This window comes from Solibacillus sp. CAU 1738 (assembly GCF_039888725.1).
GTDB lineage: Bacteria > Bacillota > Bacilli > Bacillales_A > Planococcaceae > Metasolibacillus.
This window is the reverse complement of the sequence record NZ_JBDQQN010000007.1, coordinates 62442-78624: the sequence shown is the minus strand read 5'-3', so window position 1 is coordinate 78624 and position 16183 is coordinate 62442. Positions and strand designations below refer to the sequence as shown.

The 16183-nt window shown below is 35.9% G+C and carries 11 protein-coding genes; 10 read left to right on the top strand and 1 reads right to left on the bottom strand.

Annotated features, from left to right (window positions below):
* The first annotated feature begins 9 nt into the window (after positions 1 to 9).
* The 7 genes from AAFN87_RS17165 to adhP all read left to right on the top strand — a co-directional run bounded on the left by AAFN87_RS17165 (position 10) and on the right by adhP (position 13525).
* On the top strand, positions 10 to 1212 hold the full coding sequence (locus AAFN87_RS17165) for a hypothetical protein (RefSeq protein WP_347792290.1): 1203 nt from the start codon (positions 10 to 12) through the stop codon (positions 1210 to 1212).
* Between the two features lie 233 nt (positions 1213 to 1445).
* Positions 1446 to 4910, top strand: a complete 3465-nt coding sequence (locus AAFN87_RS17160) for a stalk domain-containing protein (protein WP_347792289.1) — start codon at positions 1446 to 1448, stop codon at positions 4908 to 4910.
* Positions 4911 to 5547: 637 nt separating this feature from the next.
* Positions 5548 to 6813, top strand: a complete 1266-nt coding sequence (locus tag AAFN87_RS17155) for an Nramp family divalent metal transporter (protein ID WP_347792288.1) — start codon at positions 5548 to 5550, stop codon at positions 6811 to 6813.
* A gap of 466 nt (positions 6814 to 7279) precedes the next feature.
* Positions 7280 to 7894 (top strand): TetR/AcrR family transcriptional regulator, encoded by a 615-nt coding sequence (locus tag AAFN87_RS17150; RefSeq protein WP_347792287.1) that lies wholly within the window; start codon positions 7280 to 7282, stop codon positions 7892 to 7894.
* A 69-nt stretch (positions 7895 to 7963) separates the two neighbouring features.
* Positions 7964 to 10183, top strand: a complete 2220-nt coding sequence (locus tag AAFN87_RS17145) for an ABC transporter ATP-binding protein (protein ID WP_347792286.1) — start codon at positions 7964 to 7966, stop codon at positions 10181 to 10183.
* A complete protein-coding gene (locus tag AAFN87_RS17140) occupies positions 10180 to 12048 on the top strand; it encodes an ABC transporter ATP-binding protein (protein WP_481886491.1) in 1869 nt (622 codons plus the stop codon). The genes AAFN87_RS17145 and AAFN87_RS17140 overlap by 4 nt, the downstream gene beginning before the upstream one ends.
* Positions 12049 to 12508: 460 nt before the next feature.
* Complete coding sequence (gene adhP, locus AAFN87_RS17135; protein ID WP_347792285.1) at positions 12509 to 13525, top strand: alcohol dehydrogenase AdhP; 1017 nt, start codon at positions 12509 to 12511, stop codon at positions 13523 to 13525.
* Positions 13526 to 13717: 192 nt separating this feature from the next.
* On the opposite strand, the gene AAFN87_RS17130 is transcribed toward adhP, so the two are convergent.
* A complete protein-coding gene (locus AAFN87_RS17130) occupies positions 13718 to 14425 on the bottom strand; it encodes a class I SAM-dependent methyltransferase (RefSeq protein WP_347792284.1) in 708 nt (235 codons plus the stop codon).
* Positions 14426 to 14662: 237 nt separating this feature from the next.
* Here AAFN87_RS17130 and AAFN87_RS17125 point away from each other — a divergent pair, with 237 nt between their 5' ends.
* The 3 genes from AAFN87_RS17125 to AAFN87_RS17115 all read left to right on the top strand — a co-directional run bounded on the left by AAFN87_RS17125 (position 14663) and on the right by AAFN87_RS17115 (position 16058).
* The gene (locus AAFN87_RS17125) at positions 14663 to 14842 is read left to right on the top strand and encodes a hypothetical protein (RefSeq protein WP_347792283.1); all 180 of its coding nucleotides are present in this window, start codon (positions 14663 to 14665) and stop codon (positions 14840 to 14842) included.
* A 317-nt stretch (positions 14843 to 15159) separates the two neighbouring features.
* Positions 15160 to 15501: a hypothetical protein gene (locus AAFN87_RS17120; protein WP_347792282.1), complete on the top strand. Its 342-nt coding sequence runs from the start codon at positions 15160 to 15162 to the stop codon at positions 15499 to 15501.
* 83 nt (positions 15502 to 15584) lie between these two features.
* Positions 15585 to 16058 carry a hypothetical protein gene (locus AAFN87_RS17115; RefSeq protein ID WP_347792281.1) on the top strand — a complete coding sequence of 158 codons (474 nt, stop codon included), beginning with the start codon at positions 15585 to 15587 and terminating at the stop codon, positions 16056 to 16058.
* Positions 16059 to 16183: the final 125 nt, after the last annotated feature.

The following is a 16183-nucleotide window of genomic DNA, read 5'->3' as shown; positions in this document are numbered from 1 at the left end:
GGGAATGACATGAAAAAATATTGGAAAATTATATTGATTAGTGTAGTAATCGTGATCACTATCAGTTCCTACTATATCCAGCTAGCAATGGCTTCTAAAAACGATGTATCCTTTAAAATTGAAACAATTAGCGGAAATAACGAAGAAATCAACAATCTTCTTCTTCAGGCTTCTTATCATAGTGATAAAGCTCATCATTTGCTGACTATTTCAGAGGGAGGGGTGACTGTTTCGGATCAAATGAACCGGTCTTTTATTGAAGATTTGATGTCTGGTCGTTATGTACCTTTGGTGTTTCAAAATTACATTCAAGAACACCGTAATTTTATGCGCGGAAAAGTTTTGCACGAAAGTAGGTATTTTGAGGATGAAGCGCGTTTGATTTACGCAACTTTTCTTGATAATGACCAAAAAGTGATCCTAGGAAATCCTTTAACGCTGCAAATCGATATACTCGATAAACATACAAATGACAGTTCATCATTTAAAATCAATACGCCAGCACAAGCAAGCTATGATTGGATAAATTTAACTGATATCTATGTGGAAAATGGAAAAATAAAAATATTAGCAAGTGGCTTTTCCATGAATGGTGGACAGGAGCTACGTATTTTTACGGTAGATGAAAACAAAAAAGAATTTGAACATGACTTAAAAATTGCGCCTATAAAGCCAGACGAAGAAATGTACAATATCCGTTTATTTATTCATTCCGATAAAATTCAAAATGAAAAGTATTACTTATATTATGTAAATGAAAATAATAATCAATTCGGACGTGGCCAATCCGAATCAATCCCAGGCATAATGTATCTTTATAACAATACGAATAATGAAGTTGAAGAGTGGGAGATTCCTGCTAAACTAAAACCAAATATCGGCAGTATAGTTGTTCAAGGTGAGTATATATATATTCCCGTCCATTCAGTAAAAGGTTTAGAGCTGAACCGTTATAATATTGAAAAGAAACAATGGGAAGAGTCTATACACCACAATTATGCAAATACTTCTAATTTTGGAAGCGAACCATTTTTACAGCTTTCAGATGGGAAACTTTATTTAGTGAGTCGTGTTTCTGATGGTCATTTATTAATGATTGATGATTTAAATACAGGGGAATCATTGTATGAAGGTAAAATCATCATTGAAAATAGAGAAGACGTAGATTCAGATTACTCACTTTATATCAATCAATTATATATTATCAATTAAAGAAACTTGCTAGTTCGTTCATTTGAGGATTCACCTATCATTAATAAGTACCCAATCTGCAGCAATTCAATATTGGATTGCTGCAGTTTTTTAGTTCTTTAAAGTCTTTTGAACAAATTATTATGGCGCTCACATTTACAAAAAATATATCATTTGGTTTTTTTTGCAATCTCACTAATTTATACTATACTATTAACTAGTAGTAAAAATTAGTATAAAGAAAGGAGAGCAAAATGAGATTAATGTACCGTAAATTGATAATGGCTATTATTATTTTGTTGCTGATTGGAAATTCGGCTACAGGGGTTGTAGCAATTCAAGTAGAGCAGTCATTGAACGAGAGCCAGAAAACTTTGACAAAAGTATCAGTATTTGCAGGGAGCGGTGATTTTGATGATTGGGATGGAACAGCATCGGATGCCTCTTTCCGAGTACCACTAGGAATTGCTGTATTGAAGGATGGTTCTGTACTTGTGGCAGACAGCAAAAACCATCTTATACGTAAGGTTAAAGATGGACAGGTTTCTACATATGCTGGTTTCATGTTGAAGGCAGATGCTAATGGGATTCCGAGTGGAGGCTGGCGCGATGGTACTTCACAAACAGCTGTATTCAACGGTTCGTCGGGCATGGATACAGATTCGGAAGGTAATGTTTATATCGCAGATACAGAAAATCATCTTATTCGAAAAATTTCTAAAGATGGAATAGTAACAACTATTGCTGGAGACGGCATTCTCGGCCAAAAAGACGGAGAGGGTAGCGGAGCGAGATTTTATTACCCACAGGATGTTGCTGTAGCTGCGGACGGAACTTTATACGTTGCGGACACACTGAATCATTCAATTAGAAGAATTACGCCAGGTGGTCAAGTCACTACTTTAAACGCTCCTTCTGTACGTGTTGTCGAGGTTATTGATGGTTATGCGGTTCCTGCTGGTGATTATAAGGATGGCAAATTGGCAGAGTCCAAATTTAATGAGCCTACTAGTATTGCAATAGACAATAAAGGCAATTTATATGTTAGTGATACAGGTAATCATGTTATACGATATATAGATTTAGCTGAGGGTAACGTTACTACGGTAGCAGGCTTATCTCAAGGAGAGCTACCTATTTATTCGAAGGGTGCTCTGTATGCTGAAGGTGGTTATGTTGATGGATACAGCTCAGCGGCTCGTTTTCATTCTCCTATGGGAATTGCCTTAACGGAAGAGCAAGGACTAATTATTGCTGATAGCTTAAACCACTCGATTCGTTATCTTGTTGATGGACAAGTGACTACAATTGCCGGTGTACCTGAACAATTTGGTAATGTAGACGGCATTAACGGTCATAACCTGCTACATCTTCCGACAGACGTTGCTGTTTTACCAAACGGCAATTGGCTTATTGCAGATAGTTATAATAATAAAATTCGCGAACTTGAATTTTATGAGCTCCCGAGCAATCTACCTCAAAATAATAAAGTTAAAGTTGTGTATGGAGATCAAATTACTAGCTTTGATGAACAGTTCGAAATTGTGAATGGACTCACTATGGTACCTATAATTGCATTAAGTGATACTATGGGCTACGAAGTTCTTCTCGATGCTAGCAATAGCAAACGTTCTATTGAATTAACAAAAGGCGATTTAACAATAAAGATGCAAGTTGGAAGTCCTATAATTACTACCAAAAATGCTGCAAATAATGAGGAAGAACAGCAAGAGATGTTAGCTGCGCCTTATATTAAAGCTGGTCAAACTTTTGTCCCAGTTAAATATTTCAGTGAGGCATTTGGTGTGAATGTAGAATGGGATCCTAATACACGGACAGTTATTTTGAGAGAAATAACAGAAATAGTCGAGAAACTTCCTGCAATGGATCGCTATACGAGAACAGCGACCCTTGATCAAATTAAAGGAACGGTATGGATAAATCAGGCGGGCGGTTCATTAATCTATAGAGCCTATAATGGCATACCTCTTCATCATGGTGACAGAATCGCCACTGAATATAATTCCAGTGCGATATTGAAAACAGTTGATCGCAAGGATGAAATTACGATTAGCGAAAACTCAGAGCTGTACATTTCAAATTTAAGCAATGCTTCACATGTCAAGCATACAAGCTTAGTACTTTGGAACGGAATGGTTGGAGCTAGTGTATCCTCACTAGTCAATTCTAAGGATACGTTCAAAATAATAACACCTTCCATTGTGACAAATGTTCGAGGGACGCAATTTTTTGTAGGTGTGGATCCTATTACTGGAAACTCGAGTATTTTTGTAGGTAGTGGCCTTGTTCAGCAAGAGGGCAATAGAACCAATCAAATGCCTAGTTATGTCTATCCTGTGCAAAATCTGATTGTTCCAGGAATAGGTACTGAGGAGTTTAATGTGCCTAATATAGTAATTCCAGCCGATTTCGTTAAATCTGCTTCACCTGCTATCATCGAAGCGCTGTTGAAGCAAATAGACAAGATTAATCAAGAAAATGCGGCGATGTTGGAGAAATTAAAGAATGATGCTTCTGAGTCTAACACTAATGACAATCCATTTGGTCTATCACAAGACGATATTGAACAATATCAGCATAATATGAATCACCTGCTAGCGAATATTTTGAAGCAGGTCATTGATCAAGAGTTAATGGATAAAGACAAATTACAGGGACTTATCGATGAAATCAATAAAAATACAACTAATAAAATCGATTTGGATAATGTTCCACCGCTTCAATTAACTGAGCAGCAAAAACAGCAGCAAGAAAAACAAAAGCAATTGGAAGATCGATTAAAGAAACTTCAAGAGGAACAAGACAGAAAACGTGAGCAGCAACGTCAGCAAGCAGAACAAAGCTCATCATCATTGCTGGATAAAATCTTAGCAGAAAAGGAGCGACTAAATCAGGAAAACAAGAAACAACAAGAAGCAGCTGCGAAGAGAGCGGAAGAATTATTAAAGCAAAAACTTTCTGAAGTAGAAAAACAAAAATTCGTTGCCCAGCAGCTAGCATTGGAGCGGGAAAAGCAACAGCAGGAGGAAGCTCAACGTCCAAAGGTTCCAACAATAACACCAGAGTCAGAACCAATGCCAGAACCTGAACCAACACCAGAACCAAAGCCAGAGCCGACGCCAGAACCTGAGCCATCACCAGAACCAAAGCCAGAGCCAGAACCGAGCAATACTGCACCAAAGGTTAGTAACCCAATTTCAAATATAGTAGTAAATAATGAAAAATCATTTGAAATAGATTTGAGTAATGTTTTCAGTGATGATGAAGGAGATACGCTAACTTATAAAGCCATTTCGAGTAATGCAGAAATTGCTAATGTTAAAATAGAAGGTGCTATTGTAACCATTACTCCAAACGGTATCGGTTCAGCTAAAATTACGATTACTGCTGATGATGGCAATGGCGGAGTAGCCGAAACATCCTTTGATTTCGGACTTTATTCTGTAATAGCTAACTTGAGGGCTGAAGTATCGACGAATTTTATTCAGCTTTATTGGGAGTATTTTAAGGATGAAGGCTTGAACTATAGTATTTATATTGATGATAAGCTATTCGGAAACACTGATAGCAATCATATGGAGCTTTCTGAGCTTAAGCCAGATACGCCTTATATGCTGCGCGTAGTAGCTGTTAATAATGATAAAGAAATTGTGGCATACGCAGAACTTTTGGTAACAACATTTCCGATTGAATCTTAGATTAAATAAGTGTCTACCTTTGGGGCGAATAAATAATAAACGGAGAGCCAGCTAGATTTGGGCTCTCCGTTTTATTTTGTCACAGACTCTATTTATTATTTGCACTAAACTTTTGTATATTTCTCAAGATACAGTTCTTTTAGAGAATGGTATTAATATACGATTTTATATCATCATCGCCAGATGGTTTACACTCGCCAGAAAATGAAAGACTCTGCACAAGTTGTTTTGTGAAGCTCTCTATAAAAAATCAATAAATATAGTAATAACCGACTCTTGGATTTTGGAGAGGCGGTTATTTTATGCTTTAAAATTTTTAATCAATAATTTTAAGCTGATTTTGATACTATGAGAGAACTTTAGACGTGCTATATGTCATTATCTTTGTAGACTTTAGCCAAAGTCATGAGGCATTCACTACATTTAAACCAATTGGGGATGTGCCTCATTTTTATATATTTATTATCTTTGGAGACAAGAGTGTAATAAAGGAAATATAAAAAAATTTAATGAGTTTTGAAAAAAAATTTGACAAAACCCTTCACATTTTTTTGTTCTAGCTATAAAATAATAATACAACATTTTCCCTAAGGAAACTTTATTTCTATTAAGATACTTTTTGAAATGAGGAAACATTATGGTGTATAAACAGAGAACAAAATCATCTGCTGAAGGAGTTTTAAACGGGGATATTAAAGGCTGGCGAAAAATTTTACCGTTCCTTGGCCCAGCCTTCATCGCAGCAGTTGCCTATATTGATCCCGGCAACTTCGCTACAAATATTACAGCAGGTTCACAATATGGATATTTACTGCTTTGGGTAATCGCCTTTTCTAATTTAATGGCGGTCTTAATTCAGTCCTTATCCGCAAAGCTCGGTATTGCGACCGGCAAAAATTTACCCGAAGTAGCGCGGGAGCATTTTTCTAAAAAAACATCTATATTTTTATGGATCCAAGCTGAATTAGTTATCATAGCAACTGACCTTGCAGAATTTATTGGTGCTGCATTAGGGCTTTACTTATTATTCAATATTCCGATGTTACCTGCAGCCATTATTACAGCAATTGGCTCATTTGCGATTTTGGAATTACAACGTAGAGGATTTAGAGCATTTGAAGCAGGTATTTCAGGCATGGTGTTAATTGTCGTTCTTGCCTTTGCTTTTCAAACATTTTTAGCTCAGCCAAATTGGGGTGAGGTCACTATCGGGATGTTGACACCTCGCTTTGAAGGGGTAGAATCCATTTTACTTGCAACAGGTATATTAGGAGCAACGGTTATGCCACACGCAATTTATTTGCACTCTTCATTAACACAAAGACGTGTTATTGGTCGAAATGATGAAGAAAAAAAACGTATTTTCCGTTTTGAATTTATCGACATTATTATTGCTATGATTATTGCTGGAGCAATCAATATGAGTATGCTTGTTATTGCTGCAGCGGTATTTCATACACAAGGTGTCGTAGTAGAGGATTTGGATGTTGCTTATAACGGATTAAAAGATGCGCTAGGTCCAATAGCGGCAGTATCTTTTGGTCTTGGTCTTCTCATTGCAGGGCTTGCCAGCTCTTCAGTTGGTACACTAGCAGGTGATGTTGTAATGCAAGGCTTCATTCGGAGAAAAATTCCTTTATACTTACGTCGGGCAATTACAATGTTACCTCCGTTATTGATCATTGCTTCCGGAGTCAATGCAACATACGCACTTGTGTTAAGTCAGGTCGTGTTATCGTTTGGTATTGCATTTGCCCTTGTACCACTCGTCATGTTTACAAGTAAACGAGATATTATGGGTAATCTTGTTAACCACCGAATAACAACTATTTTAGGATGGATTATTGTCGTAATAGTCGTCTCATTAAATATTTACTTATTATGGGAGACAATTATCGGATAAAAATATGCCAGGCACAAGACCTTTCATTTGGTTTTGTATCTGGCATTTTCATTTGTAAAAACAATGCATCATTTTATTTCATAGCCTTTATTTTTTACAGCTGTACAAGGCGGCGTATTCCACACAAAAATTTGGTCGTAATTTTTTTATTACATATTTGGTTGAATTATACCATCACTATAAGCCGGAAATGAAAGCCATACAGGAAGTGAGAATTAATAGGGCGAGTAGGATTGGTGCATGAGGGAGAAGATAAATTAACGAATATTTTTTAGATGGCATTGATTTTGAAAAGGCATATTCAAAAGTTATTATAGATTGGATTCTTTACCATTACGCCGATTGTTGAAATCCGTTCGAAATTTAAAGCAGAAAGATATTTTTTCTTTGTCATGTGACATATTGTCATTTATAATGTATCCGTATGTGACATCGTGTCATAATTACTTTAAGAATGGAGTATTAAATGCCAAAACAAACCTTTTTTAATTTACCAATAGATAAAAAAGAAATGTTAATACATGCGGCTATGAAAGAATTTTCAAGAGTTTCATTATTTGAAGCCTCAATAGCCAATATTATTAAGGAGGCAGGAATTCCAAGGGGAAGTTTTTATCAATATTTTGAAGATAAAGACGATGTATTCTTCTTTTTATTAGATGAATACTCTAAACAAAACAATGAGAGATTTATTTTAATATTAAAGGAGCAAGATGGAGACTTGATTGACACATTTCTCATTTTTTTTCAATTCATATTAAAAAACTTCCAAAACTTAGAATATCGAAATTTTTTTAAAAATGCCTATTTGAATATGAATCATAAAGTAGAAAATGCAATGACTCAGAATGCGAATGTAGAAAAATTAAATAATCATCTTTCAGAAACTTTAAGTTTGATTAATACCCGAAAATTAAATATAACGGATGAACGAGAAACATTTCATATTATGAAAATTATCATGGCTGTAACTTTACAAAACCTAATTCAAGTTTTTGCAAAAGAATTATCTATCGATGAAGCAACGAAAATCTATACTTTAGAAATTAATTTGTTAAAAAAAGGTCTTTATAAGGAATAAGGTCATGGATATTTCTGAAGAAACAAAGAGAGAACACCTAAAGAAAGATAAGAAATGGAGATGATCTACTTGATAAAGCTTGCAAAATATTTAAAGCCATTTATCTTCGGGTTAGTAATGGCTATTGTGTTATTGTTCGGGCAGGCCCTAAGTGATTTAAGCTTACCTAACTATATGTCGGACATTGTAAATGTAGGTATACAGCAAAACGGCATTGAACAACCAGCTCCAGATGCTATCAGCCAAGACGGAATGAAACTAATGACTACCTTTATGACTGTAAGCGAGAAGCAACTTGTCGAAGAAAATTATGAATTGGTATCCAGCACAGATAAGAATGTAAAAGAGAAAATAAATCTCAAAGCCGACACACAATTTTTTGTGAAAAAGGATGTAGACAAATCGGTTAACGATAGTCTTAGTCATGCTTTCGGAGCGGCTACAGGAACATTAATAAATGTATTAAAGGATATGGGGGGGCAAACTGGTGAGGCTGCAGATGGTGCCAAACCAAATGATGCAATCGGTATTGAGCTCGTACAATTGTATCAGTTGCAACCGGTACTAGAGACGTTACCGGAATCAACCGTTGCTGCAGCACATAAAAAAGCTGTCAACGATGAGACTACGCTAGAACAAGTAGGTATTATGTTCGCCAAGGCTTTTTATAATGAACTAGGTGTAGATATAAGCAGTATGCAAACATCTTATATTATTCGAATAGGACTGCTAATGCTTGCGATAGCCTTATTGGGTGGTGTGGCAACCGTTTTAGTTAGTTTATTATCATCAAGAATTGCTGCCGGTGTTGCCCGTAACTTACGCAAAGATGTGTTTGAAAAAATTGAGAGTTTTTCAAATAACGAATTTGATAAATTTTCGACTGCATCTCTTATTACAAGATGCACAAACGATATTACCCAAATACAACAGCTCCTAATGATGGGAATCAGAATGTTTTGTTATGCACCAATCTTGGGAATTGGCGGTATTATTATGGCTGTAAACAAATCGGCCTCAATGAGTTGGATTATCGCTACAGCTTGTATTGCACTTATAGGCTTGATAATAGTAATTATGACCATCGCCATGCCGAAATTCAAGATCATTCAAAAACTGGTTGACAAATTGAATCTTGTTTCCAGAGAAAATTTAAGCGGTATGATGGTTATCCGCGCGTTTGGTACGCAGGAGCATGAGAAGAAACGCTTTGGGGAAGCAAATGAAGATTTGACAAAAACGAATTTGTTTGTAAACCGTGTCATGATGTTTATGATGCCTTCTATGACAATAATTATGAATGGTGTAACTCTAATTATTGTTTGGGTCGGTGCTCACCAGATTGCAAACTCTACTATGCAAGTAGGCGATATGATGGCCTTTATGCAATATGCCATGCAAATAATAATGGCCTTTCTGATGCTTTCCATGATGTTTATTCTTGTCCCGAGAGCAGCGGTTTCGGCTGGTCGAATAGCAGAAGTGCTGGAAACGGAGAACTCCATTATTGACCCAGAGAACCCAAAATCCTTTAATTCGGATAAAAAAGGTCTTGTTGAGTTTAATCATGTTTATTTTCGTTATAATGGCGCTGACGAAGATGCGCTAAAAGATATTACGTTTACGGCGAAACCTGGACAAACAACAGCTATTATTGGTTCCACTGGCTCAGGAAAATCAACAATCGCTAGCTTGGCATTACGTTTTTATGATGTAAGGAAAGGCCAGATTTTGGTCGATGGTGTGGATGTACGAGACGTCAAAATTAAGGATTTGCGTTCTAAAATAGGCTTTGTACCGCAAAAAGGCATACTCTTCTCAGGGACAATTGCTACAAACCTTAAATACGGCAAAAAAGATGCATCAAATGCTGATGTTGAAACTGCGGCGAAAGTAGCCCAAGCAATGGAATTTATCACAGAAAAATCGGAAGGACTTGATTCCTCCATTTCTCAAGGTGGTGCGAATGTTTCTGGGGGGCAAAAACAGAGACTAGCCATTGCGCGTGCATTAGTAAAAAAACCGGAAATCTTTATTTTTGATGATAGCTTCTCGGCTTTAGATTTCAAAACTGATGCCGCTTTGCGTAAAGCTTTGAAAGAACACACAGGTGACAGTACTGTGATCGTAGTGGCACAACGAGTAAGCACGATTATGAATGCTGAGCAAATTATTGTGCTAGATCAAGGCGAAATCGTTGGTCGCGGAACGCATAAGGAACTTTTGAAAAACTGCACGCAATATTATGAGATTGCCTCGTCGCAACTATCAGAGGAGGAATTAGCGTGAGCCAGGAAAACAATAGAACGAAAAATAGCGCGAAAAAAAACTCTATGGGCGGAGGTATGATGCCTGGTGCCATGATGCCTGGAGCAAAACCTAAAAACTTTAAAGGTTCAATTGTTAAGCTAATAGGGTATTTGGGAAAGCATACTCGTATGATTCTTCTTGTATGTGTACTGGCCATTTTCTCTACAGTGTTTACCATTCTTGGACCAAAAATTTTAGGGAATGCCATTGATGTACTTTTCACAGGTGTTATGAACCAAATTGCAGGTACTGGCAGCATAAACTTCAAAAAAATAGGAGGAATTTTATTATTCCTAGCAGGATTGTATGGTGTGAGTGCACTCTTCACTTACTTGCAAGGCTATGTGATGTCGGGTGTAACTGCTAAGGTTACGTATAAGCTGAGAAAAGACATAAGCGATAAACTTCACAAGTTACCTTTGGGATATTATGATAAAACATCCCAAGGCGATGTGCTAAGTAGAATCACCAATGACGTGGACACGATCAGCCAAACACTAAACCAAAGTTTGACACAAATTATTACTTCTGTGGCATCGATCATAGGTATATCCATCATGATGCTTTCTATCAGTTGGCAACTTACTCTTGTTGCAGTGTGCATTCTTCCTGTCTCCATGATCTTTATTATTGTGATTATGAAAAAATCACAAATGCACTTTAAAAACCAACAGAAATTTTTAGGAAGTGTCAACGGACATGTTGAGGAAATGCTCGGTAGCCATGTTGTAGTAAAGGCTTTTGGTGGTGAAGAGGATTCTCTAAAAACCTTCGGGGAATATAATGCATCTCTTTACAAATCGGCATGGAAAGCGAATTTCCTATCTGGTCTTATGATGCCAATAACCGTCTTCATAGGAAATTTATCTTATGTAGCTATTTGTATTTTAGGCGGTTATTTTACTGTTAACGGTACAATGACTGTCGGTGGTATACAAGCTTTTATCCAATATGTACGCTCATTTACGCAGCCTATTTCACAAATCGCGAGTATTTCAAACATACTTCAGCAAACCGCTGCTGCTGCCGAACGTGTATTTGAGCTTTTGGAAGAAGAAGAAGAAGTGAAAGAAGATACAGATGCTCTGGCTATATCGTCAGTGCAAATAGAAGGTTACGTTAATTTTGATCATGTTTCATTTGGTTATAGTTCGGATAAGAATATTATTAATAATTTCAGCACTAAAGTTAAACCTGGCCAGAAGATTGCAATTGTCGGCCCAACTGGTGCGGGAAAGACCACTATTGTGAAACTTTTAATGCGCTTTTATGATGTCAATAGTGGGGCTATCACGATTGATGGACATGATATCCGAAAGTTCAACCGTGATGAACTTCGATCGTTATTTGGCATAGTTCTGCAGGATACATGGCTATTTAATGGTTCTATTGCCGACAATATTCGGTATGGCAAGCTAGATGCCTCGGATGAGGAGGTCATCAACGCAGCTAAAGCCGCACAAGTAGATCATTTTGTGAGAACATTGCCAGAAGGATACAATATGACATTAAATGAAGAAGCTGATAATATTTCAAGGGGGCAAAAACAGCTACTAACTATTGCTAGAGCTATTTTGGCAGATCCAAAAATATTGATTCTGGATGAAGCTACAAGCAGTGTGGATACCCGTACTGAGGCTTTAATTCAAATAGCAATGGATAACTTGATGAAAGGGCGCACAAGCTTTGTGATTGCCCATCGACTATCTACCATTCGTAACGCTGATTTGATTTTGGTTATGCGTAATGGTGATATTATTGAGCAAGGTACACATGATGAACTTCTTGCCAACAATGGTTTCTATGCTAATCTTTACAGCAGTCAATTCGATACATCAGTATGACATTAAAAGCATGAACAGAGCATATAAAAGTAACTGACTGTAAAGATGGAAACCTGTATTCTATTTAGGTAGCCTTTAAATAAAGGTTGATAAAAACGGCTTATTGATTTCAAAATCATAAGCTGTTTTTATTTTCTATTTTAAAGAGATGGCACATATGAGTTGGTAGGACTAACTCTTTTATCACTGCTTGTATAGCTGGCATAATATCGTAACAATCCGTTTCCGTAAGTCATTTAAAAGTTAAGTAATGAACAATTTGTTAATTTTCAAGATAAGTTACTTCACTGTTCTTTAAATATGACAACTTTTTGATATATCGAGACTTATTTTTAGTAAATTTACATCGAAATATTTGTATTCGTTATTAATCCCTTATAAAATGAAATCAAATTCACACATTAGTGGATTTACGTTTATGAATTAAAATGATTTCTTACATTTGAGGAGGCATTTAATTATGAAAGCAGCAGTCGTTACTAAAGACAAAAAAGTAAGTGTAGAGGAGAAACAACTTCGACCATTAAAACACGGTGAAGCATTAGTGCAAACAGAATTCTGCGGTGTTTGTCATACAGACTTACACGTAAAAAATGCAGACTTCGGTGATGTAACAGGTAGAGTTTTAGGACATGAAGGTATCGGTAAAGTTATCGAAGTTGCTGAAGGTGTTACTTCACTAAAAGTTGGTGACCGTGTTTCAGTCGCTTGGATGTTTGAAAGCTGTGGTCACTGTGAATATTGTACAACAGGCCGAGAAACTCTATGCCGTGACGTGAAAAATTCAGGGTACACAGTAGATGGTGCGATGGCTGAACAAGTTATCGTAACAGCTGACTATGCTGTAAAAGTACCTGAAAATTTAGATCCAGCAGCAGCTTCTTCTGTAACTTGTGCAGGTGTAACAACTTACAAAGCTGTGAAAGAATCGTATATCCGTCCAGGTCAATGGATTGGTATATTCGGTGTTGGTGGTCTAGGTAACTTAGCAGTACAATACGCGAAAAATGTATTTGGTGCTAAAGTAGTTGCTTTCGATATTAATGATGACATGCTTGCGTTTGCTAAAGAATCAGGTGCAGACGTTGTGATAAACTCATTAAAAGAAGATCCAATTGCAAAAGTGAAAGAACTGACAGATGGTAAAGGGCTAGATGCAACAGTCATTACAGCTGTAGCTAAAACGCCATTCAACCAAGCAATCGATGTAGTAAAAGCGGGTGCACGCGTTGTAGCAGTCGGCTTACCTGTAGATAAAATGGATTTAGATATCCCTCGTTTAGTATTAGATGGTATCCAAGTAGTAGGTTCATTAGTAGGTACACGCCAAGACTTACAAGAAGCATTCCAATTTGCTGCAGAAGGTAAAGTAGTGCCGAAAGTAGCATTACGTAAAATCGAAGAAATTAATGAAATCTTCGAAGAAATGGAACAAGGTAAATTTACAGGTCGTATGGTTATCGACTTTACAAAATAATAAATTTTTTAATGCCAAGACAAGTGTAGATTAATTTTACACTTGTCTTTTTTTGAATACGTAATCGGAAAAGTCCCGTGAGGAATCCTTCAAAATCCTAATTTATAAAAGCTTTTCAATCTTAATAAATACCTTTACTGAGGGCACTCATGACTCTTTTTTTTATTTAGAAAGCAGTTGTGAATCTAAAAACTATTTCGTACATGAATAAATTCTATAGTCTAAAATACCATCATACTCCAAAGCCAATTCAAAATGCTTATACATTACCTCGTAAAGCTCAGGTTCAATATCCTTCGAGTGATGGAATTCAGGTATAGTAAAGATTGATTTGTTTTTTTGTATACGAATATTTTGAAAACCAGCCTGTTGTAACAAAGCAACCCAATCTTTTTTCATTGAGAAAGAATTAAAACCATAAAACTGTTTAATTTCCTCTTCAGTCTTTGTATCAAGTCGTTGATTAACGGTAAATTCAATTGCAATAAACCGACCACCTTTTTTTAATAAACGAAAGATTTCTTTCAGAGCTTTGGGTTTATTGACAAAAGAAAGAACAGATTCAGAAATAATAAAATCAAACGTATTATCCAATAATGGCGTTTGTTCAATAGAACACTGGATGATTCTTACAGGTAAGCTGTCTTTTTTCATTCTTTTTATAGCTTTCTTAACCATAATTGAATTAGTATCGATACCAGTTACTTTTGCTCCATATTCGGAGGCTAAATAGGCAGCAGTTTGGCCTGTACCACAGCCTACATCTAATATTTGCGAAGATTTGCGAATGTTTTCAGCCTTAAATATTTCCTTAGTTAAATTAATTCCACCAGGATGTGCACCCCCAACACCAAATTTGGACAAAAAATTTAGATAGTTGGAATTTTGAATCAGGACCACCTTCTTTATTGTACTTTTTGTATAATATGAAATAAAAATAGTATCGTTACTGGTTAAGTTAAAGTTGGTCTGAAATGAGTTATTACAGAAGCAATAGTAGATTTCAATGTTTTTTGCGCAACTTTTTTGAAAGTCTAATCATAAAGAAATACAGACGTATACTATAGAGTTTTCTATATAGAGGGGAATTAGGTGTAAATTACAGTATCTTCTTAATGTAGCGTTATAGAGATTCGGATGTTCATAATACAGAAGCGATTGTTGATGCTGCACGTCATCTCGGTGGAGTTTTTTATATCTGCAGCTATCATTCTTGGCGGTACATTGGCTACACAAATTACTTCCGAGGACATTACGGTTATTGAAGTAGCGATGACTGTTATTCTAAATCTTTTCTTACCAGCTTTGTTATATTAATTATCGAATTAATATAATGAATTTGATGATAATTTTAAAAGCATGGTTTTACTGTAAAAGTATAAACCATGCTCTTTTTCATATTAAGAAAGAAGGTACTGGTTTTGGAATGATAGATTTCGTTAATCTTACTAATGTAGTACTTGGGCTAATTTCTTAGAAACTTCGTATTGTTCATCTAAAAGAACGGCGGTAATAATTGGATAATTATTACCATTAATGTAATAATCAATAAAAGAACGGGTTCCTTATTAGGATGACGGGTGCGATTCTACATTAAGTTGAGACGCTCTGTTAGAACGAAGGAGGAGAAAATGATGAAGATTAAAAGGGGTATTTTAAAGTGGATTACGTTTATTGGCATAGGAATAGTACTTCTAGGAGTGGCAGGATTAACTATATGGGACTCGGCTGAAAGAACAAAGGAAGTTAAACAAATCGAGTTAGAATTGGGTTTTGAGATTAAAGTAGTAGATAGACAATCACACGGTACATTGAGAGCAGCAACGAGAACATATAAAGTGAAATCATTAAATGATGATAAGGAAAACGATTTAGAATACCTATTATACTTGAACGAAGAAGACAAAATCGAACATTGGGCTATTGTTAAAAACGGAAAGGTAATCAAACCAAATAACACAGAAGACGAATTGTAAATTATGAAATGGTCAAGCAGGATGTCTTTTTCTTCCGAACATCATAACATGAAAGGCATGTAATTAGCATAATGAGACGTGAAATGAAATTATTCTTTAAAATATTTATTGGATTGCTCTTTGCTTTTACACTAACAGGCTGCATTGGCGAAGACTATGATGTTGGAGTTCCAACTGCTCAATTAAGATTTGATTTTTTAACTGTCCAATTAACAGAAGCAAATATCAGTTGGAATACAGCTAGTGAAGATGTACAGAAATCAATAAAAGATATTGAAAAATACGCAGCATCACTCGATGAAATAAAGGTTTTTCCAGGTCAGAAAGCATATTTGGATTTTGAAGAGAACGAAAAAAATGGTGGAGATATTTGGACTGATCCACAAATATCAGCTGTCTTATTAAAAGATGACCAGCGAACTGAGCTTCTCTTTGGTGACTACAGAGAATTTCAATTTCCAACCGACAAAGGGCGTTATGTCCTTGAAGTTAAATTTAGAAATACAGCAGGCAGTGCGCAATATGTAGGAAATATCGTTATTGGGAAAGTTGATTAAATTAAAAAGGTTGTTATAGTTAAATTTGAATTGTAAGTTATACGCCAAAAAACGCTTAGAGTATATTCTGAGCGTTTTTGCTATTTATGATTAAGATTGAGTCTATTGCGACTTTTAATAATACT